Origin of the sequence: Zafaria cholistanensis (genome assembly GCF_008580665.1) — a bacterium.
GTDB classification, from domain to species: Bacteria; Actinomycetota; Actinomycetes; order Actinomycetales; family Micrococcaceae; genus Zafaria; species Zafaria cholistanensis.
The window spans coordinates 25715-51565 of the sequence record NZ_BKDJ01000012.1; the positions used below are offsets into that span (position 1 = coordinate 25715).

Annotated in this window: 21 protein-coding genes; 15 read left to right on the forward strand and 6 right to left on the reverse strand. The window is 68.7% G+C overall.

From position 1 onward, the window contains the following. Positions 1–44 precede the first annotated feature (44 nt). Together NCCP_RS11205 and NCCP_RS11210 are read right to left on the reverse strand one after the other, a co-directional pair. The gene (locus NCCP_RS11205) at positions 45–1946 is read right to left on the reverse strand and encodes an FAD-binding monooxygenase (protein ID WP_149957378.1); all 1902 of its coding nucleotides are present in this window, start codon (positions 1944–1946) and stop codon (positions 45–47) included. A gap of 338 nt (positions 1947–2284) precedes the next feature. Beyond that, complete coding sequence (locus tag NCCP_RS11210; RefSeq protein ID WP_149957379.1) at positions 2285–2809, reverse strand: MarR family winged helix-turn-helix transcriptional regulator; 525 nt, start codon at positions 2807–2809, stop codon at positions 2285–2287. Between the two features lie 313 nt (positions 2810–3122). Between NCCP_RS11210 and NCCP_RS11215 the strand changes: the two genes are divergently transcribed. The 13 genes from NCCP_RS11215 to NCCP_RS11275 all read left to right on the forward strand — a co-directional run bounded on the left by NCCP_RS11215 (position 3123) and on the right by NCCP_RS11275 (position 17396). Then, positions 3123–4001, forward strand: coding sequence for a transketolase (locus NCCP_RS11215; RefSeq protein ID WP_149957380.1), 879 nt, complete (start codon positions 3123–3125; stop codon positions 3999–4001). Then, complete coding sequence (locus NCCP_RS11220; RefSeq protein ID WP_149957381.1) at positions 4001–4966, forward strand: transketolase family protein; 966 nt, start codon at positions 4001–4003, stop codon at positions 4964–4966. Before NCCP_RS11215 ends, NCCP_RS11220 begins: the two co-directional genes overlap by 1 nt. A gap of 34 nt (positions 4967–5000) precedes the next feature. Beyond that, positions 5001–6071 (forward strand): zinc-dependent alcohol dehydrogenase, encoded by a 1071-nt coding sequence (locus tag NCCP_RS11225; protein ID WP_149957382.1) that lies wholly within the window; start codon positions 5001–5003, stop codon positions 6069–6071. Next, entirely contained in the window at positions 6068–7603 is a 1536-nt protein-coding gene (locus NCCP_RS11230) for a sugar ABC transporter ATP-binding protein (protein WP_149957383.1), read from the forward strand. The genes NCCP_RS11225 and NCCP_RS11230 overlap by 4 nt, the downstream gene beginning before the upstream one ends. Before the next feature lies 1 nt (position 7604). Then, complete coding sequence (locus NCCP_RS11235) at positions 7605–8597, forward strand: ABC transporter permease (protein ID WP_149957384.1); 993 nt, start codon at positions 7605–7607, stop codon at positions 8595–8597. Positions 8598–8684: 87 nt separating this feature from the next. Beyond that, positions 8685–9665 (forward strand): sugar ABC transporter substrate-binding protein, encoded by a 981-nt coding sequence (locus tag NCCP_RS11240; protein ID WP_172627380.1) that lies wholly within the window; start codon positions 8685–8687, stop codon positions 9663–9665. Positions 9666–9757: 92 nt separating this feature from the next. After that, positions 9758–10615 (forward strand): SDR family NAD(P)-dependent oxidoreductase, encoded by an 858-nt coding sequence (locus NCCP_RS11245; RefSeq protein WP_149957386.1) that lies wholly within the window; start codon positions 9758–9760, stop codon positions 10613–10615. Positions 10616–10668: 53 nt separating this feature from the next. Then, positions 10669–11646, forward strand: coding sequence for a sugar ABC transporter substrate-binding protein (locus NCCP_RS11250; RefSeq protein ID WP_149957387.1), 978 nt, complete (start codon positions 10669–10671; stop codon positions 11644–11646). A 76-nt stretch (positions 11647–11722) separates the two neighbouring features. After that, the gene (locus NCCP_RS11255; RefSeq protein WP_149957388.1) at positions 11723–12505 is read left to right on the forward strand and encodes an SDR family NAD(P)-dependent oxidoreductase; all 783 of its coding nucleotides are present in this window, start codon (positions 11723–11725) and stop codon (positions 12503–12505) included. Between the two features lie 11 nt (positions 12506–12516). Beyond that, positions 12517–13395: a sugar phosphate isomerase/epimerase family protein gene (locus NCCP_RS11260; RefSeq protein ID WP_149957389.1), complete on the forward strand. Its 879-nt coding sequence runs from the start codon at positions 12517–12519 to the stop codon at positions 13393–13395. A 35-nt stretch (positions 13396–13430) separates the two neighbouring features. After that, positions 13431–14918 (forward strand): benzaldehyde dehydrogenase, encoded by a 1488-nt coding sequence (locus NCCP_RS11265; RefSeq protein ID WP_149957390.1) that lies wholly within the window; start codon positions 13431–13433, stop codon positions 14916–14918. Between the two features lie 202 nt (positions 14919–15120). Continuing rightward, positions 15121–16335 (forward strand): transaldolase, encoded by a 1215-nt coding sequence (tal, locus tag NCCP_RS11270; protein ID WP_149957391.1) that lies wholly within the window; start codon positions 15121–15123, stop codon positions 16333–16335. Then, positions 16332–17396 carry a 1-phosphofructokinase family hexose kinase gene (locus tag NCCP_RS11275; RefSeq protein ID WP_225873801.1) on the forward strand — a complete coding sequence of 355 codons (1065 nt, stop codon included), beginning with the start codon at positions 16332–16334 and terminating at the stop codon, positions 17394–17396. Before tal ends, NCCP_RS11275 begins: the two co-directional genes overlap by 4 nt. A gap of 52 nt (positions 17397–17448) precedes the next feature. Here NCCP_RS11275 and NCCP_RS11280 read toward each other — a convergent pair whose 3' ends face one another. Next, entirely contained in the window at positions 17449–17970 is a 522-nt protein-coding gene (locus NCCP_RS11280) for a GyrI-like domain-containing protein (RefSeq protein ID WP_172627381.1), read from the reverse strand. A gap of 262 nt (positions 17971–18232) precedes the next feature. Here NCCP_RS11280 and NCCP_RS11285 point away from each other — a divergent pair, with 262 nt between their 5' ends. Further along, complete coding sequence (locus tag NCCP_RS11285; RefSeq protein ID WP_149957393.1) at positions 18233–21187, forward strand: aminotransferase; 2955 nt, start codon at positions 18233–18235, stop codon at positions 21185–21187. Between the two features lie 26 nt (positions 21188–21213). Here NCCP_RS11285 and NCCP_RS11290 read toward each other — a convergent pair whose 3' ends face one another. The 3 genes from NCCP_RS11290 to NCCP_RS11300 all read right to left on the reverse strand — a co-directional run bounded on the left by NCCP_RS11290 (position 21214) and on the right by NCCP_RS11300 (position 24858). Continuing rightward, a complete protein-coding gene (locus NCCP_RS11290; RefSeq protein ID WP_149957394.1) occupies positions 21214–21549 on the reverse strand; it encodes a GNAT family N-acetyltransferase in 336 nt (111 codons plus the stop codon). Between the two features lie 319 nt (positions 21550–21868). Then, positions 21869–22552: a TetR/AcrR family transcriptional regulator gene (locus tag NCCP_RS11295; RefSeq protein WP_149957395.1), complete on the reverse strand. Its 684-nt coding sequence runs from the start codon at positions 22550–22552 to the stop codon at positions 21869–21871. Next, positions 22549–24858: an aminotransferase class III-fold pyridoxal phosphate-dependent enzyme gene (locus NCCP_RS11300; protein ID WP_149957396.1), complete on the reverse strand. Its 2310-nt coding sequence runs from the start codon at positions 24856–24858 to the stop codon at positions 22549–22551. Before NCCP_RS11300 ends, NCCP_RS11295 begins: the two co-directional genes overlap by 4 nt. Positions 24859–25070: 212 nt before the next feature. On the opposite strand from NCCP_RS11300, the gene NCCP_RS11305 reads away from it, so the two are divergent. After that, positions 25071–25847 carry an SDR family NAD(P)-dependent oxidoreductase gene (locus NCCP_RS11305; RefSeq protein ID WP_149957397.1) on the forward strand — a complete coding sequence of 259 codons (777 nt, stop codon included), beginning with the start codon at positions 25071–25073 and terminating at the stop codon, positions 25845–25847. Positions 25848–25851: the final 4 nt, after the last annotated feature.

Consider the following 25851-nt stretch of genomic DNA (forward strand, 5'->3'; position numbering starts at 1 on the left):
GGCGGATTCCCGCCGTCGTGCCGGTGCCTGTGCTGCGCCGCGGATCAGGCCTTGGCGCGCTGGCCCGCCGTGAGCAGCGGGGCGAAGAACCCGGCGAGTTCCGCCGTCGCCTCCAGCGGCAGGACGCCGGCCACGTACTGGTCCGGGCGGACGAGCACGACGACGCCGCTGCGGGAGAGCCCGCGGATGTCGAAGATGTCCTCGTCAGGAAGCGTGCCGTAGACCTTCTCCAGGTCGGTGAGCCGGAACGGACCGACCTCCGGCTTGAACACCGCGGGCACGGCGTTGATGTCGATGTCCTCGTGCTTCTGCTGGTAGATGACGTTCACGTCGAACCACGCGTCCTGGTCCGCGCCCTCCGGCGTGGCGGCCAGCGGCGAGTCGGGATCGTTCGCGAGCCACTCGGCCAGGTCGGTCACCGGCGACGGCGCCCCGGCTTCGGACGCGTCCGCGAAGACGTAGATCCGCCAGCGCCCGTCAGCGGTGGCCTGGTGGCCCAGGTGCAGGGGATTGGTATCGCAGACCCGGGAGACGCGGGCGGACTTGAAGCGCTTGCCGACCGGGAAGCCCGCGGCCAGGTCCTGGTGCGCGGACCCGCCGATGATCAGGGAGGGCGCGTACTGGGTCATGAACCCGGCGGGGAACTCGGCGGTGCGCACGTAGAAGTCCTCGAGTTCGGCGGGGTCGTTGAACTCCTCGGGCTTCTTGGCCATCAACGTCGACCATTCCTTGTCGAAGTCGATGAGGTTCTGCGCGATCACCTGGCGTTCGGCCGAGTAAGTGGAGAGCAGCGACTCGGGGCTGCGGCCCTCCAGCACGTGGCCGAGCTTCCAGCCGATGTTGAACCCGTCCTGCATGGAGACGTTCATGCCCTGGCCCGCCTTGGCGGAGTGGGTGTGGCAGGCGTCTCCGGTGATGAACACGCGCGGAGTGCGGGTGCCGATCTGCTCGGGCAGGACGTCGTCGAACCGGTCCGTGAGGCGGTGGCCGACCTCGTACACGCTGTGCCAGGCGACCGAACGCACGTCCAGCGTGTAGGGGTTGAGGATCTCGTTGGCCTTGGCGATGATCTGCTCAATGGTGGTCTTGCGCACGGCCCCGTGGTCGTCCTCGGGCACCACGCCCAGGTCCACATACATGCGGAAGAGGTGCCCGCCCTCGCGCGGGATGAGCAGGATGGATCCGCCGTCGTGCGACTGGATGGCGCACTTGGTGCGGATGTCGGGGAAGTCGGTCCTGGCCAGCACGTCCATGACGCCCCATGCGTGGTTGGCCGCGTCCCCGGCGAGGGTGCAGCCGATCGAGGCGCGGACCTTGCTGCGCGCGCCGTCGGCCCCGACGACGTACTTGGCGCGGACGATGCGCTCGGTGCCCTCGTCCGGGCCGGCGCTGCGGACCAGGGTGACCTTCACGGGGTACTCGTTCCCGTCAATCACCTCGAGGGTCCGGAAATCCCAGCCGTAGTCCGGGGTCAGGCGGGTGGGGGAGTTGGCTGCGACCTCGGCGAAGTAGTCCAGCACGCGGGCCTGGTTGACGATCAGGTGCGGGAATTCGCTGATGCCGTGGGGATCGTCCGGGGCGAGGCCGCCGCGGACGATCTTCGTGGGGTCCTCGGCGCCGGGGCGCCAGAAGGCCATTTCGGTGATCCGGTAGGCCTCGGCAGTGATCCGCTCCGCAAAGCCGAAGGCCTGGAAGGTCTCGACGCTTCGGGCCTGGATCCCGTCCGCCTGCCCGATGGCGAGGCGGCCGGGGCGGCGCTCGATAATGCGCGTGGTGATGCCCGGGAACTGGGCGAGTTGGGCGGCGGTGATCATGCCCGCGGGCCCGGAACCCACGATCAGCACGTCGACCTCCTCGGGAAGTTCCGACGGGCGGTTGATTCCGACGCCGGCAGCCGGCTGGACTCGCGGGTCGCCGGATACGTAGCCGTGGTGGTGGAATTTCACGGTTTTCCTTACTTGGTTGGGGTTCCTGCCGCCGACCCTGCTTGTTCTATATCAGAACTCTACGTTCGATAATCGATTAATGGTCGTTCAGGAAGTACTGTACGGCACGCATGGCGTGCGTCACAAGCGCGGGGGCATGCGGCCGTATCCGGAGCGCCGGGCGCTGCGGAAGGGGCGGGGGCAGGGGGCGGGGACCGGGGATCAATGCGGCCGCTGCCGAAGGCATGCGGAATGGCCCGGCCAGCCGTTTTTCGCGTCCGCCCATGTGTGCCAGGGGGGCGATCGCCACTGCTGCCGCTGCTTATGGCGGAACGGGCCGGTGGGGCCCGGGCTTCGTTCTAGACCTGGGCTTCGTTCTCGAGCATCTGCAGTTCCCGGGTCTTCTCGAGCATGCGGCGCAGCAGGTGGTTCAGCCGGCAAATGTCATCCTCGGAGAGGTCGGACAGGATAATCTCCTGCCCCCGCATCGAGATCGGCAGCATGGCGTCGTGCATCTCCACGCCCGCACGGGTCAGGTACATGGGCCGCGAGCGCCGGGGCCCGTCGATCAAAACCAGGAGGCCGCGTTCGACCAGGGTGTTGACGCTCTTGGAGATGACCGCCTTGTTGAGGACAAGGAACTCGGACACTTCGGCCGCCGATGTTCCGGGCCGTATTGCGGCAGCGGAGATGACCCGCCAATCGTTCGTCCCCAACCCGTAGCGCCGTTGCAGCTCGTGGGATTCCCGCCATACGAGGGCGTTGGAGAGCAGTGCCAGGAGCCGGGGGGTGAAGTTCTCCGGGTCGATCGTCTCGGCCAGCGGCGTTGTGACCGCCTCGGGGGGTATTGGCGCAGACGGCCGCTGTTCCCTGTGGCTCAACATGGCACTCCTTCTGGCGGCGATGAATTTGGATGGCCGTCATTCGTTCGGGGGTTAAGTGTGCGGGAGTGCGGCCCGGGAGCGCCACGCCTTGGGTCCCGCGGCCGGCATTTCCCCTGCGGTTCCCGGCTGGAACGGTGTCCCGCCGCCCCGGTGAAACAAGATTACGCGAAAGGTGTTTACACGTAAACATAGCGGTGTTAGCCTCGTCACACTGAAGGCGGAGAGCGGCGGGTTTTCGACCGCAGGCGAGTCGGTGGGAACGCCCCGAAAGGCGGCAGATCGACATCCGCGTCATTCCATGAGGAGGCATGAGATGGGCCAAACGAGCCTGCAGACGGGTGGTAATCCACCCACGATCGAGGAGCTGGAAGATCTCGCATTCGAGCTGAGGTCCAAGCTTCTGCATTTGTGCGGCACCTATGAGGGCGCCGTGCACATCGGTGGTGACCTTTCCGCGGCGGACATCTTCACGGTGCTTTACAACTACGGCCTCAACGTCGACCCCACTGACATCGCCAACCCCGCGCGGGACCGCTTTGTGCTGAGCAAGGGGCACGCCGCGGTGTGCATGTACATCGCCATGGCCATGCGCGGATTCTTCTCCTACGACGGGATCGTCGAGACGTACGGCCAGCTCGATTCCGCCTACGGCATGCACCCGTGCAAGGTCCAGCTGCCGGGAGTGGAATGCTCCACCGGGTCGCTGGGGCACGGTTTGCCCTTGGCCGTCGGAATGGCGCTCAGCGCCCGGGGCCGCGGCGAGGGGCACCGCGTGTTCTGCCTGCTCGGCGACGGCGAGACCGGCGAGGGATCCGTCTGGGAGGCGGCAATGGCCGCCCGCAGCAACGAACTCGGCAACCTGGTGGCCTTCATCGACCGCAACCGCCAGCTGATGACGAGCTTCGCCGAGGAGCGCATCGTTTTCGAGCCGTACCCGGACAAGTGGGCGGCCTTCGGCTGGAACGTCGTCAACGTTGACGGCCACGACATGCGGCAGCTGGTCGAGGCGCTCGACGCGCTGCCGGCGGCCGACAGCAACCGGCCGACCGTGGTCATCTGCGACACCGTCAAGGGCAAGGGCGTCGATTTCATGGAACGCAACCTGGCCTGGCACGCCGGCTCGCTGGGGCCGGCCGACCTTGAGCGCGCGATGGCAGCGCTCGAAGCATCGCGCGAGAAGGAGTCAGTCTGATGCCGGTTACATTCACCTTTGGAGAGATGCTCTCCGCCCGATCCGTCATCGGGTCCACCCTTGCCGAGCTCGGCGACGAGTACGACAACCTGTGGGTTATCACCCCCGACATCGGAGCGACGCTCGTGGAGTTCCGCGACAAGTTCCCGCAGCGGTTCCTGGATGTGGGCCTCGCCGAGCAGGCGTGCGTGGGCATTGCGGCGGGCCTCGCATACGACGGCAACATCCCGGTTGTTTCGGGGATGCTCCCGTTCCTGAGCATGCGTGCGCTGGAACAGGTGCGCACCGACGTCTGCTACCCGAACCTTCCGGTGAAAATCATCGGCACCCACGGCGGGCTGGTCGGCAACGGCGGCTCCACCCACTACGCGGTCGAGGACCTCGCGCTCATGTGCGCCCTGACGAACATGACCGTCACTTCCATCGGCGACCCGCTGATGGTCGGTGAGATCATCCGCCAGTCGATGACCATGCAGGGGCCGATCTACATCCGCCTCGCTGTCGGCAAGAGCGACAAGGTGCTCTACGAGCCGGGGCAGCATGAGGTGCGCATCGGCAAGGGCATCGTGGCGCGCGAGGGCACCGATGCCACCATCTTCACCCACGGCACGGTCGTCGCCCAGGCGCTGGAAGCCGCCGAGGAGCTGGCGAAGGACGGACGCTCGGTGCGCGTCGTGGACATGTTCACGCTCAAGCCGATCGACGAGGAACTCATCGCGCAGTGCGCCGCCGAAACCGGCGGCAGGTTCGTCGTCCTGGAGGACCACCTGGCGTACGGGGGCCTCGCCTCACGGGTCGCGGATGTCGTCGCCGACCGCAACATCCACCTCACGGCGTTCGAGCGCCTCGGAATCCCGCAGGTTTACGCAGGCTTCGGCGGCGACGAGGAGCTGCGCAACAAGCACGGTTACGGGCTCGAAGCGACGATTGCCGCCACCCGGCGAGTCATCGCCGCGCAGGCCTGACCACTCACCCGTCACGCGCTCACCGGAGAGACGAATGAAAACAGTAGCTGTCACCAAGATCGGAAGCCTTCGGGATCCCGACGAGCAGTCCCGCGGCCGCATCGGCCTGGTCGACTTCGCCGAGCACCCGCTCGGACCCGAGGATGTCAGGATTCGGGTTGCTTATTCCGCGATCTGCGGATCCGACCCGCATCTGGCGGAGGGATTCTTCGGCACCGAGGTGCCGATCGGACTCGGCCACGAACTGTCGGGCGTGGTTGAGGCGCTGGGCGAGAAGGCCCACCGCAACGGATTGCGGGTCGGCGACCGGGTCGCCGGCAACTTCCTGCGCTTCTGCGGCACGTGCATGCCCTGCCGGAACGGCAAGCAGCAGTTCTGCGAGCACATTCAGGAATACAACCGGCCCGGCATGGCGGAGACGGTGACCTGGCACGAGTCGCAGGTCTACAAGCTGCCCGCGAACGTGTCCCTGCTGAAGGGATGCCTGCTCGAGCCGACCTCCGTTGCCGTGCGGATTGCTGACAAGACCAACATCAAGGTCGGCGACCGCGTGGCCATCTGCGGGGGCGGTCCAATCGGCCAGTTGGCGATGCAGGTGCTGAAGATGAATGGCGCCACATCGCTCACCCTCATCGAGCCGATCGCGGAGCGTCGTGAGATGGCGCTGCGCCATGGTGCCGATGCGGTGATTGATCCCGTCGCCGAGGACCAGTACCGGCGGGCGCAGGAAATCACCGACGGCCAGGGGTTCGACGTCGTGGTCGACGCATCCGGATCCCCGCGCGCAGTGCGGGGCCTGCTCGACATCGCCGCCAAGGGAGCCACCGTCGTCTACGGGGCGATGTATCCCCACGACTTCGAGATGCCGCTCAACCTCTCGGACTACCTCTACCTCAAGGAACTCACGCTCACCGGTGTCTTCGTCTCACCGTACGCGTTCCCGCGCGCGCTGCAGGTGCTGCCCCACCTGGAGCTGGACGAGTTCACCGAGGCGGTGTTCGACCTCGATGACGCCGCGGCAGCCTTCGAGGCCCACGTGAGCGGAAAGCACCCGAAGATCGTCATCCGCTGCAACCCCATCGACGACGGGGCAGGTGCCGCATGACGGCTGTGAATTCCTCGGAGACCGGGACCGCCCTGCTTGAGCCGGTCGCGGCCCTCGAAGCACGCGGCATCGTCAAGCGCTTCGACGGCGTGCACGCCCTCAACGGGGTCAGCCTCTCGGTGCAGCCGGGCGAGATCCACGCCCTGCTGGGTGAGAACGGTGCGGGCAAGTCCACGCTCATCAAGATCATCACCGGGCTGTACCAGCCGGACTCCGGGCAGATTGTCCGTGACGGCAATGAGCTCGAATTCGCGAACGTCCGGGCCGCCAACAAGGCCGGGGTCGTGGCGCTCTACCAGGAGCTCTCGATCATCCCGACGATCAGCGTGGCCGAAAACATCCTGCTCGGCGAGCAGATGCCAAGCCGCGGTTCCCTGGTCGACTGGGGCGCCCTGCGAAAGCGTGCCCGGGCGCAGCTGGACCGGCTGAACCAGCGCATCCCGCTGGGCAAGCTCGCCGGGCAGCTCTCCCCCGTGCAGCAGACCATGGTCTCCGTCGCCCGTGCCCTCGCCACCGATGCCCGGGTGCTGATCCTCGATGAGCCGACCGCCGCCCTCACCGACCTCGAGATCACCGACCTGTTCGCGGTGTTGAGGGGGCTGCGCGAGGAGGGAGTCGCGATCATCTACGTCTCCCACCGCCTCGAGGAGGTCTTCGAACTCTGCGACCGCCTCACCATCATGCGCAACGGCGAAACCATCACCACCAAGCCCGTCGCCGACACCACCGTGGACGAGGTCATCTCGACGATGGTCGGCCGTTCCGCGGGAGAGCTCTTTCCGGAGCGCAGCACCGCCACCGACCAGGTAGTGCTGACGGTCGAGGGCCTGAACGGGCGCAGGGTGAAGGACGTCTCGTTCCAGGCGTACGCCGGCGAGGTCCTGGGCATCGGCGGCCTGGCCGGCTCCGGACGCAGCGAGCTGCTGCGCCTTCTGGCCGGCGCCCAGAAGTACTCGTCGGGGACGGTCACCCTGGCCGGCCAGCGCCTGCCGCATGCGCCCGGTGTCGGCCGCGTCCTGGAAGCGGGCATCGCCCTGGTTCCAGAGGAGCGGCGAAGCCAGGGGGTAATCGTGAGCGCCCCGATCGACGACAACATCGCGCTCGGCAACCTCAAGGCGGTGAGCTCGCTGGGGTGGGTTTCGGACCGCAAGGTCGTGGACCTGGCCCGTGATGGACTCGCCAACCTGCAGATCAAGGCCCGCGGGCCGCGGCAGGCCGTGGGCCAGCTCTCCGGCGGCAACCAGCAGAAGGTCGTGCTCGCCAAGATGCTCGCCCGCAAGCCCAAGGTGCTTTTGATGGATGAGCCGACCCGCGGCATCGACGTGGGTACGAAGGCCGAGATCTACCGCCTCATCCGCGAACTGGTTGCCGGCGGTACCACCGTCATCGCCGTCAGCTCGGAACTGCCCGAGCTGATCGGAATGTCGGACCGCATCATCATCATGCACGAGGGCCGGATCGCCGGCGAAGTGCAGGCCGAGGGCGCCGACGACGAACTGCTCCTCTCCTACTGCTACGGAAAGACCGACTGACATGACCAAGACCGACACGCTCCCGGCGACGACGACGGCGCCGCGGGTCCGCGAACGCGCATCCATCTCCCAGCTCTTCTGGCAGGGCGGCACCATCGTTGCCCTGATCGTCCTCATCGCGTTCTTTACGGCGATGCGCCCGGACGTCTTCCTCAGCTTTGGGAACATGCGCAACATCCTCGAGCAGATCGCCATCCTCACCATCATCGCCGTGGGCCAGACGGTCGTGATGGTAGTGGGCGACTTTGACCTCTCGGTGGGCACCAACGCGACCCTCTCGGGCGCAACGGCGGCGTCGCTGATGATCGGAGGAACCCCCATCCCCCTGGCGATCGTCGCGGGACTTTGCGTCGGCCTCCTGGTGGGCGTGGTAAACGGTCTCCTCGTGGCGTTTCTCCAGCTCTCCGCATTCGTGGCAACCCTTGCGACGATGACCACCGTCGGCGGCCTGGCCTTCATCGCCACCAGCGGAACCACGCTCTACGGCATGCCGGAAGACTTCTTCTGGATCGGACAGGGCAGGCCGATGGGGATCCCCATGCCCATCTTCTTTGCGGTCGCCGCGGCCATCATCCTGTGGCTCGTCCTGCGGTTCACCACCCTTGGCCGCCGGTGGTACGCGGTGGGCGGCAACGCCGAGGTTGCCCGGCTCTCGGGCGTGAATGTGCGGTGGACCCGCTTCCTGGCGTTCGCCGTGGCCGGCCTGGCGTCCGCGATCGGCGGCATCATCCTGGTCAGCCGCCTCGGCAGCGCCAGCTCGGCAAGCGGCAACAACTACATGATGCTCGCCGTGGCGGCGGTGTTCCTGGGCATGACCATCCTGAAGTCGGGGCAGGCCAACGTGGGCGGCACCCTCGTGGGTGTGGGCATCATCGGCGTCATGAGCAACGGCCTCAACATCATCGGCGTGAACACCTACATCCAGCAGGTGCTCACCGGGCTCATCATCATCGCGGCCGTCACGCTCTCGGCACTTAAAGCCCGCAAGTCCTAGCGCCCGCCCCTCCGGCGGAACAAAGACCCATCCCCACAAGACTCATTCACACAAGACTCATCCATGCAATCACAAGGGAGTAGATTGATGCGTAAGCGTATGGCGGCATTTGCCGGAATGGCCCTGGCCTCGGCACTGGCGCTGACCGGTTGTTCCGGTTCGGCCAGCGGCACTGCCGAAGGATCAGAGGACACGTTCAAGGTTGCCGCCTTCACCGCCGGCTACGGCACCCCCGGCGGCAAGTCCACGCTGGACGACTTCGTGGAGAAGGGCGAGGCGCTGGGCTGGGACGTCACGCTGTACACCAGCGAGTTCGACTACGACAAGATCAACACCGACGTGACCAGCGCGATCACCCAGGGCGTCGACGCGATCCTGGCCGGCTTCCCGGACCCGCGCCAGGTCTCCCCGCTGGTGAACGCGGCCAAGAACGCGAACATCCCGATCTTCTCGATCGACGGCGGCGTCGAGCCCAACGACGACTTCGTCGTCGACGTCACTTTCCGGCAGCAGCAGCTCGCCGAACTCACCGTGGGCGCCCTCGAAGAGGCCATGGGAGGCCTGAGCGGCAAGGACGTCATGGTCATCGGCCACGACCCGCACATCGGAATCATGACCCGCAGCAACATCGCCCAGGAGCTCCTCAAGGCCGGCGGGGCGAACATTGCCGGCGGCGAGATGAAGCAGGTGCTGAACCCGGGCACGTCCCAGGAAGAGGCCCTGAAGTTCGTCACCGACTACCTGCAGGCCAACCCGGAGGGCCTGGACGGTGTCTGGGTGGGCTGGGACCACGCCGCCCTGGGCGCGACACAGGCCATCAACGAGGCAGGCCGCGACGACATCTTCGTGACGGGCGTCGACGCCTTGGGCATCGCTGTCAACGAGATCAAGAAGGACGGCCCGTTCTACGGTTCCGTCTTCCAGGACTGGACCTCGGTCGTCGACCAGGTGGTGGGCGACATGGATGCCTACCAGAAGTCGGGCACCCTGCCCTCCGAGAACTTCGTTGAGGTCGAGGGAACCCTCATCGACCGCAGCAACGTGGACGGCTTCACGCCGGCCCTCTGAGCCGACGAGCCGAACCGGGTGGGGGATCCGCCGACCGCGCATCCCCCACCCGTCCCACCTGCAGCCGTGAGAACCAACGAAAGGCATGGGCCATGACCACGTCTAAGACAGCAGAAAAAAACGCGGCGGAGACCGCCCCCGGTGACGGGCGCGTCACCGACCTTTTCAACCTGCACGGCGACATCGTCGTCGTAACGGGTGCATCCAGCGGCATCGGCCAGGCCGCGGCGGAAATCTATGCGGCGGCGGGTGCCGTGGTCGTCGTCGTAGGCCGGCACGAGGGCCGGCTGGCGGCCGTACGGGACGGGATCATCGAGGCGGGAGGCATCGCGCATTCCTACGTCGCTGACGTTGCCGTCCGGGGCTCGTTCGACCAGGTCCTCCGCGACGTCGTCGCCGAGGTCGGCCAGCCCACGGTCATCGTCGCCAACGCAGGCATCGCCGGTGGCGGGAGCTACCTTACGGATGAGGGATCGCTCGCCAATTACACGGATGAAGAGTGGGACGGCGTTCTCGCCACCAATCTCACCGGCACGTTCGAGACCCTCCGCGCGGCGGCGCGTGTGCTGCCCGACGGCGGACGCGTCCTCGTCACGGCCTCCACCGCCGGGCTTCGCACGGACCCGATGGTGTCGTACGCGTACATCACCACCAAGGCCGCGATCCTCAACCTCGTCCGCCAGATGGCGCTCGAGTTCGCGCCGCGGGGGATCCGCGTGAACGCGATCGCCCCCGGGCCCTTCAAGGACACCCGGATCGGCGGCGGCGCCGTGCTCGACGCGGAGGGGGAGCGCCAGTGGAGCGCGACCATCCCCCTCGGCCGCATGGGCGTTATGGAGCAGATCCAGGGCCCGATGCTTTTCCTCGTTTCGCCCGCGTCCGATTTTGTCACGGGCGCCACGCTCGCCGTAGACGGAGGCGCACTCGCCCTGTCCCACAGCCTTTTCTGAGCCGGTCGCCCTGCATTCGACCAACGGCGCAACAAGCGACAAAGGAGTAATTGATGCGTAAGCGTATGACTGCATTTGCCGGACTGGCCCTGGCCTCGGCACTGGCGCTGACCGGTTGTTCCGGTTCGGCCAGCGAGGCGGGGGGATCCGAAGACACGTTCAAGGTTGCCGCCTTCACCGCCGGCTACGGCACCCCCGTCGGCAAGTCCACCCTTGACGCGTTCGTGGAGAAGGGTAAGGCGCTGGGCTGGGACGTCACGCTATACACCAGCGAGTTTGACTACGACAAGATCAACACCGACGTGACCAGCGCGATCACCCAGGGTGCCGACGCGATCCTGGCCGGCTTCCCGGACCCGCGCCAGGTCTCCCCGCTGGTGAACGCGGCCAAGGACGCGAACATCCCAATCTTCTCGATCGACGGCGGCGTCGAGCCCAACGACGACTTTGTCGTCGACGTGACGTCGAACCAGCAGCAGATCGCCGACCTCACCGTGGGCGCCCTCGAAGAGGCCATGGGAGGCCTGAGCGGCAAGGACGTCATGGTCATCGGCCACGACCCGCACGTCGGAATCATGACCCGCAGCCACATGGCGGAGGAGCTGCTCAAGGCCGGCGGGGCGAACATTGCCGGCGGCGAGATGAAGCAGGTGCTGAACCCGGGCACGTCCCAGGAAGAGGCCCTGAAGTTCGTCACCGACTACCTGCAGGCCAACCCGGAAGGCCTGGACGGTGTCTGGGTGGGCTGGGACCACGCCGCCCTGGGCGCGACGCAGGCCATCAACGAGGCAGGCCGCGATGACATCTTCGTGACGGGCGTCGATGCCGTGGGCATCGCCCTGGCGGAGATAAAGAAGGAGGGTCCGTTCTACGCGACGGTCGTGCAGGACTGGCCCAAGGTCCTGGACCTCGTGGTGGAGGACATGACGGAGTACGCGAAGTCGGGCACCCTGCCCTCCGAGAACTTCGTCGAGACCGATGTCACGCTGGTCGACCGCACCAACGTCAACGACATCCAGCCCACCGACTGACACGGGTGCGCGGGCGGGTGGAAGCCCGCCCGCGCACCGCTGAGGCCAATCACCATTAATCAGGAAGAGAACAATCATGCGCTTGGAAAACAAGGTCGCCATCATCACCGGCGGCGCCAGCGGAATTGGACGGGCCACCGTGCACAAGTTTGTCCGTGAGGGCGCGCGGGTGCTGGTTGCCGACATCAATCTGGAACAGGCCGAAAAGGTCGTTGCCGAGGTCACGGCCGCAGGCTTCGAGGGTGCCGCCGCCGCGGCCCAGGTGGACGTTTCGAGCTACGCGGAAGTCGAAGCCATGGTGGCCCGTGCCGTGGAGGTGTTCGGCGGACTCGACGTCATTTTCAACAACGCGGGCATCGCAGGCGGCAAGCCGCTGCTCGAACACGATCCCGAAGTCGACTACGCGCCGATGATCCGCATCGACCAGGACGGCGTCTACCACGGCATCCTTGCAGCGGGCAGGCAGTTCCGGGACCAGGGCCGGGGCGGCGTCATTATCAACACCTCCTCGATCTACGGCGAGCAGGCCGCGGAGTTGGCCTTTTCCTACAGCGCCGCCAAGGCGGCCGTGATTTCCTTCACCCGCTCCGCAGCGTATGAGCTGGCCGAATACGGGGTCCGCGCGGTGGCGATCACCCCCGGCCGCGTCGGCACCCCGATCATTAACCAGTTCAGCGAGGAGCTGAGGCAGACGTTCGCCTCGGAGCAGATGCGCGGCGCCCTGACCGAGCCCGAGGAGATCGCCAACGTCGTGGCCTTCCTCGCCTCCGACGAAGCCAACGTGATCAACGGAACCGTAGTGCACGTCGACGACGGGTACTCCAGCTTCAAGAAGCGCCTCGAACTGCCGGTGTTCTAAGGAATCGGACAATGGACGCCGATCTGGATGTGGCCTGCCACCTGAACATTTTCGTACCCGACCTGGCGTCGGAGCAGCTTCCGGCGGCGCTGGATGCCATCGCTGACGCCGGTTACCGGCGGGTCGTGCTGCCGCCGCTGGATCCGGATGCCGTTGATGCGCCGGCACTGCGGGCGCTGTTCGCCGGCCGCGGCCTGACTCCGATCACCATTGCGGGCCAGGCCCCTGCCGCCGATGTCTCGTCAGCCAGCGAAGAAGTGCGCGAAGCAGGAGCTGCCCTGCTTCGCCGGGCGCTTGACCTGACCGTAGCCCTCGGCGCAGACCAGATGAACGGGGTGCCCTACGGCGTGTTCGGCCCCCCGGCCGGCCCCACCAGCCGCGCGGCCTTCGAGCGGTCGGCGGCAGAGGTGGGCCGGATCGCCGACGCCGCCCACGCCCGCGGGGTCTGCATGACTTTCGAGGTGCTCAACCGCTACGAGACCTCCGTCGTGAACACCGCCGCGCAGGCGATGGACTACGTCTCGGCGAGCGGCTCCGATCACCTTCGGATCCATCTCGACACCTTCCACATGGCGATCGAGGAGTCCGACGCGTCGGCCGCCATCCGCACCGCGCTGCCCAAGCTGGGCTACCTCGAGCTGGGCCAGTCGGGGAGGGGGCAGCTCTCGTCGGGGGCAGTCGATATCGCGGCCATCGTGCACCAGGCCCTGGACGCCGGCTACCAGGGGCGATGGGGCGTCGAAGCGTTCTCCCGCTCGGTCCTCGCCCCGGCGGTGGCGGACATGCTCGCCATCTGGCGGCATCCCTACGGCGACGGCGCAGCCTTCGCCGCCGACGCGGCGCAGACAATCGACGCGGGCTGGACGGCATGGGCCCCCAGCCGCGTGTGACCAGCGACAAAGCAAGGAAATAGAAAGGCACGAACATGACCACGACCACGGAAACCCGCGGGATCCTCATCGACGAGGCGAATTTTGCGGGCAAGATCTACATAGACGGTGAGTGGGTCACTGGCTCGGGTGGCGAAATCGCATCGATCGAGCCCGCCACCGGAAACACCCTCGCGATGGTGGGAATTGCCGGTGCGGATGACGTTGCGCGGGCCGCGGAGGGCGCAGCCCGCGCGCAGAAGGAGTGGGCGGCCACTCCCCATCCCGTCCGCGCCGCGGTGTTGCGCCGGGCCGGTCAGCTGTGGGAGGAGCACGCCGAGGAGATCTCGGGCTGGAACGTGCGCGAGGTGGGTGCAATCCCCCCGCTCGCCGGGTTCGCCCTGCATGTGACGGCCGCCGAGTGCTTCGAGGCCTCGGCCCTTCCCTCTGCACCGCGCGGCACGGTCCTCTCCAGCGAACAGCCCCGCCTCTCCCTCGCCGAGCAGGTGCCGGTGGGCGTCGTGGGTGTGATCTCGCCGTTCAACGTTCCGCTGATCCTGGGCATTCGCGCCGTCGCGCCGGCACTGGCGCTGGGCAATGCCGTGTTGCTGAAGCCGGACCCGCGCACGATCATCACGGGTGGTGTGTCCATGGTGCGGATCTTCGAAGAGGCGGGCCTTCCTGCCGGCCTTCTCCAGCTCGTTCCGGGCGGCGCCGAAGTCGGGGAGGCCATGGTGGCGGACCCGCGCGTCCGCGTCATTGCCTTCACCGGGTCCACGCGCGCCGGGCGCAGCGTCGGGGAACTGGCCGGCCGGCACCTCAAGCGGGCCCACCTTGAGCTCGGCGGCAACTCGGCCTTCGTCGTGCGCCACGACGCCGACGTGGACAAGGCCGTCAACCTCGCCACATGGGGATCCTTCCTGCACCAGGGGCAGATCTGCATGACGGTGGGGCGCCACCTGGTGCACGAGTCCCTGTTCGAGGAGTACGTTTCCAAGCTCGCGGCCAAGGCGGAGTCGATGCACGTTGGCGATCCGGCCACCGGGCCCGTGCACCTTGGCCCGCTGATCGACGAGGTGCAGCGGGACCGCGTGCACGCGCTGGTGCAGGACGCCGTCGCCCAAGGCGCAGTCCTGCGTGCGGGCGGTACGTACGAGGAACTGTTCTACCGGCCGACGGTCCTGGCGAACCCTCCGCGGGAGGCCGCCGCGTACTGCGACGAGGTGTTCGGCCCGGTCGCGTCGGTGGTGCCGTTCTCGACGGACGACGAGGCCGTCGAACTGGCCGCGGCCACGGACTTCGGCCTCTCGCTGGGCATTGTGACGGAGGATGTGATGGCGGCGCTCGAGATGGCACGCCTCATCCCGACGGGCATCGTGCACATCAACGACCAGACGGTGAACGACGAGGCGAACACGCCGTTCGGCGGCGTGGGCGCGTCGGGCACGGGATCCCGCCACGGCGGCGCCCAAGCAAGCGTCGAGGCCTTCACCGAGACCCGCTGGATCACCATGCGGCGCGAGCCCGGCGCATACCCGCTCTGATGCCGGCCGCCCCCGAAGCGGCCTGGCGGCTTCGGGGGCGGACCCAGCGCCATCTGTCTTGCAAGACTGACCGGTCCGCGTGCGGTAACGGGGATGTCCGGTCCCAATCCCGGCCCGGCACCAGGGTGCCCGAGGCGCGCGGGGCTCTGCAGGGGCGAAGGCTCCTGCCCGAACCACTCCTGACTGAAATGAGACAAGACACATGACGGCGACCAAGCCCACCCAGGAGCTCTCCGACGCAGGCGTCAGCATCTGGCTCGACGACCTCAACCGTGAGCACATCGTGTCCGGCGGCCTGCAGAAGCTGATCGAGGAAAAGAACGTCGTGGGCGTCACCACGAACCCCACCATCTTCGCCGCCGCCCTGGCCCGGGGGGAGTCGTACAGCGGGCAGGTCGCGGCGCTGGCCGCAGCGGGTGCGGAGGCCGCGGAGGCCGTCCTGGAAATCACTGCCCGGGACGTTGCTGCAGCCTGTGACATTTTCAGGCCCGTCTACGACGCCTCGAACGGATTCGACGGCCGCGTCTCCCTCGAGGTGGACCCCGGCCTCGCCCATGACACCCAAGCCACCATCGAGCAGGCCAAAGCGCTGCACGCGAAGGTGGACCGCGAGAACGTGCTGGTCAAGATCCCCGCCACCGCTGAGGGCCTGGAAGCCATCACGGAAACCATCGCGGCCGGAATCTCGGTGAATGTCACGCTGATCTTTTCGATCGAAAGGTACCGGGAGGTCATCGACGCCTACCTCGCCGGATTGGAGCAGGCCGGGCAGGCAGGCCTGGACCTGTCGCGGATCCACTCGGTGGCCTCGTTCTTCGTCTCGCGCCTCGACACGGAGATCGACAGCAGGCTTACGGCCATCGGCACCGGGGAGGCCCTCGCCCTAAAGTCCCAGTCGGGTGTTGCGAACGCCCGGTTGGCCTACGGGGTGTATGAGAAGGCCTTCAGCACCGCCCGCGCAAGGCGCCTCCTCGAAGCCGGCGCGAACAGGCAGCGCCTGCTGTGGGCGTCCACCGGCGTGAAGGACCCGTCGGTTCCCGACACCCTGTATGTGGTTGAACTTGCCGCACCCGGAACCGTGAACACCATGCCGGCGAAGACCTTGGAGGCCACCTTCGACCATGGGGTCGTGCGGGGCAACACCATCGCGGGCAGCTACGCGGAGTCGGCCCGGATCCTGGACGCGGTCGCCGCCGCCGGGGTGTCCCTGGCCGACGTCACCGGGCTCCTCGAAAAGGAGGGGATCGAGAAGTTCGCCGTCTCCTGGGACGAACTGTGCGGCACCGTCAGTGCCGCGCTCGCGCAGCATCGGCAAGTTGCCGGAACGGGTGCGGACCCGCTTCCGGCGGCCGCGGCCACGGCCGGGCGTCTCCCTTCCGGAAAGGTGCACATCGACGGTCCGAAGGAGGGGGCGTGAACGTCAAGGCGTCCGCGGTAAGGGGCGGCTGCGAGCTGGCCCAGGTCCGCGCGCCGGGCCGCACGCGGGGCGCCCCCGGCCGGGCCGCAACCCTTCCCCGCGTCGTTACCCTGACGCCGGCGCCCTCAATCGACAAGGTGTACTTCCTTGACCGGGTCCAGGCGGGAGAGGTCAACCGGGCCAAGGGGGTGTCCACGTACTTTGCCGGAAACGGGGTCAACGTGGCCCGTAGCCTCCACCTGGCCGGCAATGCGGTGTCAGCCGTTCTTCCGGTGGGCCGGGAAGGACTCGCCGCCGACGGTTGCGATGGCGACTTCCTGCAGGTGGTCCGTGGCGTCGAAGTGGGGCGCCCCATCCGCACCAATGTGGTCCTGGTCGACGAGTCGGGAGTGACGACGAACATCAATGCCCTCCCGGCTCCGCTGGACCCCGACCAGTGGGGCCGGCTCTGCCAGGCTGCGGCCGACGAGGTTCGGAGGATCGGGGCGGACTGGTTCGTGCTCGGCGGCGCGTTGCCTGTCGACGTGAGCACCGGAGCCGCGGTTGACGTGCGGCCCCTTTTCCGATCGATGCGCAGGCTCGGAGTGGCGGTCTGCCTGGACGTGGCCGTCGGAGAAGCCCTGTTGGAATGGGACGAGGACTGCCAGCCCGATCTGGTCAAGCCCAACGCCGCGGAGTTGGCACTCATGACCGGGCATCCCGTGCGTTCCCTGCGCGATGCCGTGGAGGCGGCGGCCCTGGTCAGGGCGCGGGGAGTGGGCACGGTCCTGGCCAGCCTGGGGCCGGACGGCATCCTGGAAGCCGGTGAGCAGGGGGCCCTGTGGGCCCGCGGACCACGAACGAAGGTGGTCAACACGACGGGCGCGGGAGACGCCGCGCTGGCAGGCTACCTCAGCGTCAAGCGCCGGGACGGACGTGGGCAGCGTTACGGGGCACTGCGGCGGGCCGTCTCGTGGGGAGCCTTGGCCGTCCAGCAGGAAACGACCATGCTGCCGCGCATCATCGAGAACCCCTCCGATATCCTGATTGGCTCCCCGGAGTGGGGACACCGGCTCACCTGAAGCCATGCCGCAATGTTCCCTCCCGCAAGGGGCGCTCCGGAGGCCTGGCCGCTCATCGGAGGGGCAGGTACAGATCCGTGCGCAGCGTGGCGGGATCCGTCTCCGGGGCCGGTTCGGTGACGTACACCTCCCAGAACGGAAGGCGCGGAGCGCGCCCCTGCTCCTCGACCCAGGCAGTGAGGCGCCGCCAGGCGTCGGCGAGGGCGTCGTAAGGGCCGAGGTGGGAGAGCACCGCCACGCGGCCCCCGGGCAACTCCGAGGGAACCACGTCCAGGTCCGTCCGGGGGTTGTCCTGCTCCATCGCGGGCAGCCCGCCCTGCAGCGGACGGATCAGCGGAAAACCAAGCTCCACGTCCACCGTGGCCCCCGGAGGGTGGCGATACAGGGCGAACGCGGGACCGACCGGTGGCCTGCCCTCGTCCTGCAAGGCCGCCGAGACGGCCTGGTAGCCGCGGCCGAACAGCCCGGGCAGCGCATCCAGCGCCGCGCCGGTGGCCTTTACCACGGCGGTCGGGGTCCATTCCACCTCCAGAACGGCGGGTTCCAGGTACGGTCCTCCGGCAGGGATGGCCATGATCACTCCTTTGCTGGGGTCCACTTCTTTGCGGGGTCCACTCCGGGGGTGGGGCGGTTCCCGCTGCGGGCCCGGGAAGCGAAGGCCACGCCTGCAGGGTATCCGTCCCGGCCGCCAGTAGCGAGGTCCTGCCCGGACACGCGCCCCTCGCCAACGCCGGGTCCGGCCCGAATAATGGGACTGGCGGGCCGGCCCAGCGGCTGCCAGCGAGCGCCCGGCCGCCACCGCCGGCGGCCGGGGCGCACCACCGACGGGAGGAACCATGAACGACGTCCCGGCTCCGGAACCCGGCGCCCCGGCCGGAGGGCTGCGGCGCCCGGCGGTGGATGCCGCGCAGGCCGCCCGGATCGCTTCGGCACTCTACGGAGTGGTGGCCACGGCAACGGAACTTGGCAGCAACCAGGACCGCAACTTCCTGCTGATGTCCGCCGACGCCCGACTGGCAGTGCTGAAAGTGGACAATCCGGCCTTCAGCGTGGTGGAGATCGAGGCACAGAACCTCGCGATCGAACGCCTCGCGGAAGCCGGGGTACCGGTGGCACGCGTGCTGCCGGGCCTGGACGGCTTCCGGATCCAGCGGGTCTCCGACGACTCCGGCACTGAATACGGGGTCCGGCTGTTCGAGCACCTCGCCGGCGGATTCCTCCTCGACGCCGGATACCTTTCCCCCGAGGTGCTCGTCGGGATCGGGGCCCTGGTTGGCGAGGTCAGCGCGGTTTTGGCCGGGTTCGATCACCCGGGCCTGGACCGCGAGCTCCAATGGGACATGCGCCGGGCATTGGCGGTCGTGGAGGACCTGCTCCCCGCCGTTCGCGACGAGGACAGGGCGCTGCGGGTGTGGGACGCCGCCGAACGGGCCGAGTCCGTGCTGGTGCCCCTGCGCCCGTTCCTGCCCGTGCAGCCGATCCACGGGGACCTGACCGATGACAACATCATCGCCGCACCCGGCCCGGACGGGCGGCCGCGGGCGGCCGGGGTGATCGACTTTGGCGACCTGGCCATCGGATGGCGCGTTGCCGAACTGGCGGTCACCTGCGCATCCCTGCTCAACCACAACCCGGAGGACCCGCTGGCGGTACTCGAGGCCGTGCGCGCGTTCCACGAACGCTTCGCGCTGTCCCGGGAAGAGGCGGTGGCCCTGTGGCCGCTGATCGTCCAGCGTGCTGCGGTGCTGGTGGCCAGCGGCTGGCAGCAGCTGGCGCTGGAGGCGGACAACGAATATGCGGCGGAACGCATGGACGGCGAATGGGCGATCTTCGAGGCGGCTGCCTCGATCCCGCTCGAGGTAGGGGTGGCCGCGGTGCTGGACGCACTGGGCGTCCCGGTGGGGGCGCTGGAGAACGTCGGCGAACTGCTGATGCTCCCAGAGGCATACGTGCTGGACCTGGGCGTGGAAAGTCCGCTGCTCGACGCCGGAAAATGGCTCGGGCCCGATGCCGAGGACACGCTGGGGGTGGAGGCGCTGCGCACCCACGACGCGGTGGTCCTGCCCTACGGGGTGCCCCGGCTGACCCGCACCCGCACCGATTCGCGCGCCGCCGCGGATACCGTGCCGCTGGGCCTGCAGCTCTACCTGAACCGTGCCCTCCCGCTGGCCGCCCCCTGGCCGGCCCAACTGACCCGCACCGGAATTGGTGAGGTCGAGCTGCGCCGGGCCGATGGGTTGCGCCTGGCCGTCGGCGGCCTGGCCGCCGATCCGGAGGCCGGGGGCGAGTCCTCCCCGCCAGCCCGCACCCTCGCCGCCGGCGAGGCGTTCGGTGAGGCCCCGGCGTCGTACCCCGGCCTCACCCCGCCACTGTCCGTCCAGCTGGTCACCCCGGACGCACCGGAAGAAGTGCCCCGGTTCACGTCCCCGGGCCTGGCACCCGCCTGGCGGCGGCTGCTGCGCGATCCGGCCCCCCTGTTCGGGCTGGAGGCCTCACCCGCTGCCGTGGACCCGGCCGGGGAGCAGCTGCGCCGCAACCGGACCTTCTCCTCGGCGCAGGAGCGCTACTACCACCGCCCGCCGCAGATCGAGCGCGGCTGGCGGCACCACCTGGTGGACACCGGCGGGCGCAGCTACGTGGACCTGGTCAACAACGTCACGGGCCTGGGCCACGGCCACCCGGCCGTTGCCGCGGCGGCCGCGGAGCAGCTGCGCCTGCTGAATACCAACTCCCGTTTCCTCTACCGCAGCCTCGCCGACTACGGGGAGCGCCTGGTGGCGCTGGCGCCGGAGGGCCTGGACACGGTGATGCTGGTCAACAGCGGAACTGAGGCAGTGGACCTGGCCCTGCGCCTGGCATGGGCGGCGACCGGGCGGCGGACCGTGGTGGCGCTGCGCGAGGCCTACCACGGCTGGTCCATCGGCGCTGACGCGGTGACCACCAGTGCGTACGACAACCCCCACGCGCTCGCCTCCCGACCGGACTGGGTACACGTGGCCGACGTGCCCAACCCCCTGCGCGGCACCCACCGGGGACTGGGGGCTGGGGTCGGCTACGCCGAAGACCTGGCCGCCGACCTGGAGCGGCTGGACGCCGAAGGCAGGCCCGTCGCCGGGTTCATCTGCGAGCCGATCCTGGGCAACGCCGGGGGTGTCCTGCCGCCCGCCGGGTACCTGGCGGAAGCCTATGCTGCTGTCCGGGCGCACGGCGGACTCTGCATCGCCGACGAAGTGCAGGTGGGATTCGGCAGGACCGGGGAATTCTGGGCCTTCACTGCCCAGGGGGCGGTTCCGGACATCATCACCATCGCCAAGCCCATGGGCAACGGCTACCCGATCGGCGGGGTCATCACCACCCGGGCCATCGCGGAGGCGCTGGGCCACGAAGGCATGTTCTTCTCTTCCGCGGGCGGCTCGCCGGTGGGCTGCCGGGTGGGGCTGGCGGTGCTGGACGCGATGGAGGACGAGGGGCTGGAGCGCAATGCCCGCATGGTCGGAGCCCATCTGAAGGCCCGGCTGGAGGCGCTGGGGGAGCGGCACCAGCTGGTCGCCCATGTGCACGGGGTGGGCCTGTACCTGGGCGTGGAACTGGTGCGGGACCGGCAGACGCTGGAGCCGGCGGCCGCCGAGGCCGCGGCGATCTGCGAGCGGCTGCTCACGCTCGGGGTGATCGTCCAGCCGACCTCCGAGCGGCGGAACGTGCTGAAGGTGAAGCCGCCCCTGTGCCTGACCATGGAGAGCGCCGACTTTGTGGTCGAGGCACTGGACCACGTGCTTTCCACCGGCTGGTAGCCGGGGCGTTGGAGCAAAACCGTCCTTTACGGCACCAGGGCCAGGTGCTCGGGCCGCGGCGCCACCACCAAGTCCCCGTACTCGGGGTGCTTGGCCAGGTAGGCCTTGATGTACGGGCAGACCGGCACCAGGCGCATCCGGGCCTGGCGCGTCCCGTCGAGGGCCGCGCCGGCCAGCCTCGAGGCCAGCCCCTGCCCGGCATAGGCGTCGTCGATGCGGGTGTGGTAGAAGATCCGCAGCGGCCCGGCTGCGTCCTCGAAGGGAACGTAGAGCGTCTTGCCGATCACGGCGTCTCCGTCGAGCAGTTCGTAGCGGTGCCATTCCGGATTGTGACGGGCGACGATGGCGGCGGTTCCGGTCATTGTGGCTCCTTTTTTGGGGGGGCTTGGCGGGGACTCGGCGGGGGCTGCGCTGCGGCGGGGAGCCGGGCGGGGCCAAGTGCGTTCTTGAACGGAGTGCGTACCTGCACGGAGTGCGTGCCTGCGCGGGCTTGGACGCGCATTTCCGGCCCGAATGCTTCCCTTGCAGGCAAAGGGCTGGCCATGCGGGAAAGGTTCCATTTCATTGTGCCCCCGGTTTCGGCAGCTCAGGTACTGCTTCTTGGGCACGGAAACGCAGGACCCGGGCGTGGACCCCCGAGGGGTGGAGGCCCCGCCGGTGCCGCGGACCGCCCCGGGAAGGTCAAGGGCCCCCGGGAACGGGGCTTTGGAGGGCCTTCAGGATCTGGCGGAACGCTTCCAGACGGCGCGGGGCGGCGGAGGGGTCGCGGGAGGCATCGATGCCGGCTTCCCGGATTGCGCCGACCAGGAGTGCTGCGATGGATGCGACGTCCAGGTGCGCGGGGATGTATCCACGCTCCCGGGCCTGTCCCAGCTCCGCCGTGATCGTGTCGAGCGTGTGCTGGGAGCCAACGCCGCGGTGCTTCATGCCCACCAGCTGCGGCCCCGACACGTTATAGAACAAACCGAGCTGGCGCTGGGTAGCGAGGTCAAGCATGGCGCGCGGATAGGCGCAAAGGCGCTCGATCCAGTCGGCCTGTTCGGCGGCGCTGCTTTCGGCTTGCACGATCAGGTCCCGGCCCAGCGTTTGGTATGCCTCGGCCAGCAGATCCCCCCGCCCGCCCGGGAAGTGCGCGTAGAGGGTGGCCCGGGAGGTGCCGGCGCGCCCGGTGATCCGCTGGATGGTGGCGCCGTCCAACCCCGTGACGGAGATGACGTCCAGGGCGGCCCGCACCAGGTCCTGGCGGGTGCGGAGGTGCTGGCGCTCGCGCAGGGATGGCCTGGCGGCGGCAGGTGCGGGGCCGCCGCCTTCCCTTCCCTCCGGCGGGCTGCCGGAGGGAAGGGAAGGCGTCCGGGTGGGACTCATGCGCGCACGGCTGTTCTGTCACTTTCCGCGGCGAGGGCGGCGCCCAGGGCGTCGGCGACACGGTCCAGTTCGTCCCGCTCGATCACCAGCGGGGGGCGGATCTTCAGGACGTTCTCGTGCGGACCGATGCGGCTGATGAGGATCCCCTCCTTCAGGAGCGCTTCGACGATGCGCTTGGCCGCGGCACTGTCGGGGGCGCCGTGTTCGTCCACCAGGGCCACTCCGAAGAACAGGCCCCGTCCCTTGGCGGCCGCCACCCGGGGCTCGCGTTCGGCGATCCCGCCCAGCCGCCGGGCCACGTGGCGTCCCAGGTCCCCGGCGCGCGCCACGAGCCCGCGGTCTCTGACCTCGGCCAGCACGGCCCGGCCGGCCGCCGCGGCCGCGGGAGTGCCGGCGAAGGTGTTGAAGTACATGTTGGCGCTGCTGAAGTCCTCAAGGATCGCCTGCGTCGTCACCACGCCTCCGAGGGGATACCCGTTGCCCAGCGGCTTGCCGAGGGTGACCATGTCGGGGGCGATGCCGGTGGCCTGGTGCCCCCACCAGAAGTCACCCAGGCGGCCCAGGCCGGCCTGTACCTCGTCGGAAATGATCAGGCCACCGGCTGCGCGGACCCGCTCGACCAGCCCGGACAGGTATCCCTCCGGCAGGCGGGGGAGACCCTCCGTGGAGAAGGCGGGATCGACGAGCAGGGCCGCGAGCCCATGGCCCTCCTCTTGGAGCGAGGCGATAACCCGGTCGACCTGCGCGAACGCGGCGGCGAGCAGGTCCCCCGCGTCCTCCGGCCGGACGTCGTCCAAGTCCGGGACGGTGATCGCGCGCACATGCCTGCCAAGGGGTTCGGAGACCGTGAGGCCCGTCGTGAGCTCCGCCAGCGAGATGGTGTTGCCGTGGTAGCTGTGGTCCGTGACGATCACCCCGGCGCGCCCGGTGCGGTGGCGGGCGATGCGCAGCGCCAGTTCATTGGACTCGGACCCGCTGTTGGTGAAGTACACCCGGTCCAGCGGGGCGTCGAAGGTGGCCAGCAGTTCTTCGGCGTAGTCGACGACGGGTTCGCTGAGGTAGCGCGTGTGGACGTTGTAGGTGTGCATTTGCGCGCACACCGCGTCAGCCACGCGGCGGTTGGCGTGCCCGACCTGCGGCACGTTGTTGTAGGCGTCGAGGTAGCGCCTGCCGTCCGCGTCGGTCAGCCACACACCTTCGCCGGCGACGAAGTGCAGGGGCCGGTCGTAGAACAGCGGCGAGTAGGGGCCGATGGTCCTGCCCCGCCTGTCCAGCAGGTCGCTGTCGCGGTCCGAAGGCGATACTTCTTCTGCCGATTCGTTGAACGACCGGCACATCTCCAGGACCGCGGGCAGGACCTCGGCGCGCAGGAAGGCGCTTGTCTCGTCTCCGGGCCGGTCGGCCGCCCACCCCAGGTACGTGAGGCCGCGGGCGAGGACGAGGGCCTGCAGCGAGGCCAGGGCCCGGGAGGGGATCTGGACGTGCTGCCCGTATCCCTTCAGCAGCGCGTCGCGGTACTCGTCCACGCGGGGGTGGCGGTGGTACCAGAACAGGACGGTGGCCAGGTCGAAGAGCCACCAGCCCTCGCCGAAGTCGTCGAAGTCGATCAGCGTCAGCTCCCCGCGGGCCGAAAGGACGTTTTCGGGGGTGAAGTCGGAGTGGATGACCCCGTAGACGTCGGGGCCGGTGCCCAGTCGCGAGAGGTGGCGGCGGATGCCGGCGAGGGCTTCCGAGATGGCCTCGCGGTCCGTCTCGGTGTCAGCCAGCCGGCGGGGGTCGCCCCAGAGGGGAGAGGGTCCTGCGAGGCCGTCGATGTCCCATGCGGGCCGGCTGTAGCCGGCGATCCGGCCAAGCCTGCGGGAAGCCACGTGGAAGCGGCCGCAGAGATCGCCCAACCGGGAGAAGGTCTCGGCCGCCGGGTTGTCCTGGCCCAACCAGGCGTCGCCGGCGTCGCCCAACGGCGAAGAGTCCGGGACCCACCGCTGCACATCGACGTGGTGGCGGCGGCCCTGCCCGTCGTCCACCAGCGCGAAGAATTCCCCGTCCACGGAGGGGACGACCTCGGGCACAGGAAGGCCGGCTTCGCGCAGGGCCACCATGTAGTCGTTCTCCGTGCGCACCTCCGCGTCGGTACGGTGCCCGTACCGGTGGATGCGCAGGGCGTAGGAGCCGCGGGTTTCGGTGACCTTGAAGACCACGTTCTCGCGGTGCTTCACAAAAGTGACCTCCGCGTCGGCGGCGAGCCCGAACGGCGCAAGGGCCCGCCCGGCCAGGGCCAGTGCGGCTTCGCGGGACAGATTGGACATGTGGTTCCTTCCAGGGAGGGGCCAGGCGGCCGCACTTCTGTAGTCCACCCCATGGTGGCAGGCGATTCCGATGCCCGTAAGCGCAGTCTGCTAACTAGACTTAGAGTCTAGCAAACAGACCGCTATATCTGGCAGGGAGTGGCGCGGACTACATTCGCACCCACGGCCCAAAGGGGGCCGGGGCCCGAAGAATCAGGAATGGAGCGGCCGCCATGGCAAGCGAGCTGGAGCACCGGGGACTGCCCGGAAAAGTGGTGGTGACGGGAGGATCCTCCGGAATCGGCTTGGCCGTCGCCGCTTTCTTCCTTGAGGCCGGCGCGCACGTGGGAATCGTTGGACGCGACCCCTCCCGGCTTGAGGCCGCCGCCGAGGGCCTGCGGGCAGTGGGCCCGGACCGGGTCGGGACGGCGTGCGCGGACGTGGGCGACGGCGCCCGGATCGGCGGCGCCATCGATGCCCTGGCCCAAGACATGGGCGGCATCGACCTGCTCGTGGCCGCCGCCGGCATTGAGGGGGAGATGGGCGCTTCCTGCGAGGAGGTGAGCGAGTCCTCCTTCCGCGACGTCCTCGACACCAACGTCTTGGGAACTTTCCTCGCCGTGCGGCATGCCCTGCCCCACCTGAAGCGTGCCCGTAACGGAAACGTGGTGATCGTCGGTTCCGACTCCGGGTTCGTCGCGGTTCCGGGCATGCTGGCCTACAACGCCGCCAAGGGCGCCCTGGTCCAGCTCACGCGCGCCCTTGCCGTTGAACTGTTCGATGCCCACGGGATCCGGGTCAACAGCGTGTGCCCCTCGATCGTGGACACCCCGATGGCCCGCCGCGGGCTCGGCGTCGACTCCTTCGAGGATGCCCCCTATCCGGTCCAGGACCCGGAGGACATCGCGTGGACGGTGGGCTACCTGGCCTCCCGGCACTCCCGTGCGATCAACGGCGTGAACCTTCTGTCCGACTTCGGCTACACCGGCCGCTCATCCTTTCCCGCGTAGAAAA

What these genes read in the sequence shown, in the direction of transcription:
- NCCP_RS11210 (WP_149957379.1), bottom strand. Translation starts at nt 2,809, where the DNA reads ATGTTGAGCCACAGGGAACAGCGGCCGTCTGCGCCAATACCCCCCGAG.
- NCCP_RS11215 (WP_149957380.1), top strand. Translation starts at nt 3,123, where the DNA reads ATGGGCCAAACGAGCCTGCAGACGGGTGGTAATCCACCCACGATCGAG.
- NCCP_RS11220 (WP_149957381.1), top strand. Translation starts at nt 4,001, where the DNA reads ATGCCGGTTACATTCACCTTTGGAGAGATGCTCTCCGCCCGATCCGTC.
- NCCP_RS11225 (WP_149957382.1), top strand. Translation starts at nt 5,001, where the DNA reads ATGAAAACAGTAGCTGTCACCAAGATCGGAAGCCTTCGGGATCCCGAC.
- NCCP_RS11230 (WP_149957383.1), top strand. Translation starts at nt 6,068, where the DNA reads ATGACGGCTGTGAATTCCTCGGAGACCGGGACCGCCCTGCTTGAGCCG.
- NCCP_RS11235 (WP_149957384.1), top strand. Translation starts at nt 7,605, where the DNA reads ATGACCAAGACCGACACGCTCCCGGCGACGACGACGGCGCCGCGGGTC.
- NCCP_RS11240 (WP_172627380.1), top strand. Translation starts at nt 8,685, where the DNA reads ATGCGTAAGCGTATGGCGGCATTTGCCGGAATGGCCCTGGCCTCGGCA.
- NCCP_RS11245 (WP_149957386.1), top strand. Translation starts at nt 9,758, where the DNA reads ATGACCACGTCTAAGACAGCAGAAAAAAACGCGGCGGAGACCGCCCCC.
- NCCP_RS11250 (WP_149957387.1), top strand. Translation starts at nt 10,669, where the DNA reads ATGCGTAAGCGTATGACTGCATTTGCCGGACTGGCCCTGGCCTCGGCA.
- NCCP_RS11255 (WP_149957388.1), top strand. Translation starts at nt 11,723, where the DNA reads ATGCGCTTGGAAAACAAGGTCGCCATCATCACCGGCGGCGCCAGCGGA.
- NCCP_RS11260 (WP_149957389.1), top strand. Translation starts at nt 12,517, where the DNA reads ATGGACGCCGATCTGGATGTGGCCTGCCACCTGAACATTTTCGTACCC.
- NCCP_RS11265 (WP_149957390.1), top strand. Translation starts at nt 13,431, where the DNA reads ATGACCACGACCACGGAAACCCGCGGGATCCTCATCGACGAGGCGAAT.
- tal (WP_149957391.1), top strand. Translation starts at nt 15,121, where the DNA reads ATGACGGCGACCAAGCCCACCCAGGAGCTCTCCGACGCAGGCGTCAGC.
- NCCP_RS11280 (WP_172627381.1), bottom strand. Translation starts at nt 17,970, where the DNA reads ATGGCCATCCCTGCCGGAGGACCGTACCTGGAACCCGCCGTTCTGGAG.
- NCCP_RS11285 (WP_149957393.1), top strand. Translation starts at nt 18,233, where the DNA reads ATGAACGACGTCCCGGCTCCGGAACCCGGCGCCCCGGCCGGAGGGCTG.
- NCCP_RS11290 (WP_149957394.1), bottom strand. Translation starts at nt 21,549, where the DNA reads ATGACCGGAACCGCCGCCATCGTCGCCCGTCACAATCCGGAATGGCAC.
- NCCP_RS11295 (WP_149957395.1), bottom strand. Translation starts at nt 22,552, where the DNA reads ATGAGTCCCACCCGGACGCCTTCCCTTCCCTCCGGCAGCCCGCCGGAG.
- NCCP_RS11300 (WP_149957396.1), bottom strand. Translation starts at nt 24,858, where the DNA reads ATGTCCAATCTGTCCCGCGAAGCCGCACTGGCCCTGGCCGGGCGGGCC.
- NCCP_RS11305 (WP_149957397.1), top strand. Translation starts at nt 25,071, where the DNA reads ATGGCAAGCGAGCTGGAGCACCGGGGACTGCCCGGAAAAGTGGTGGTG.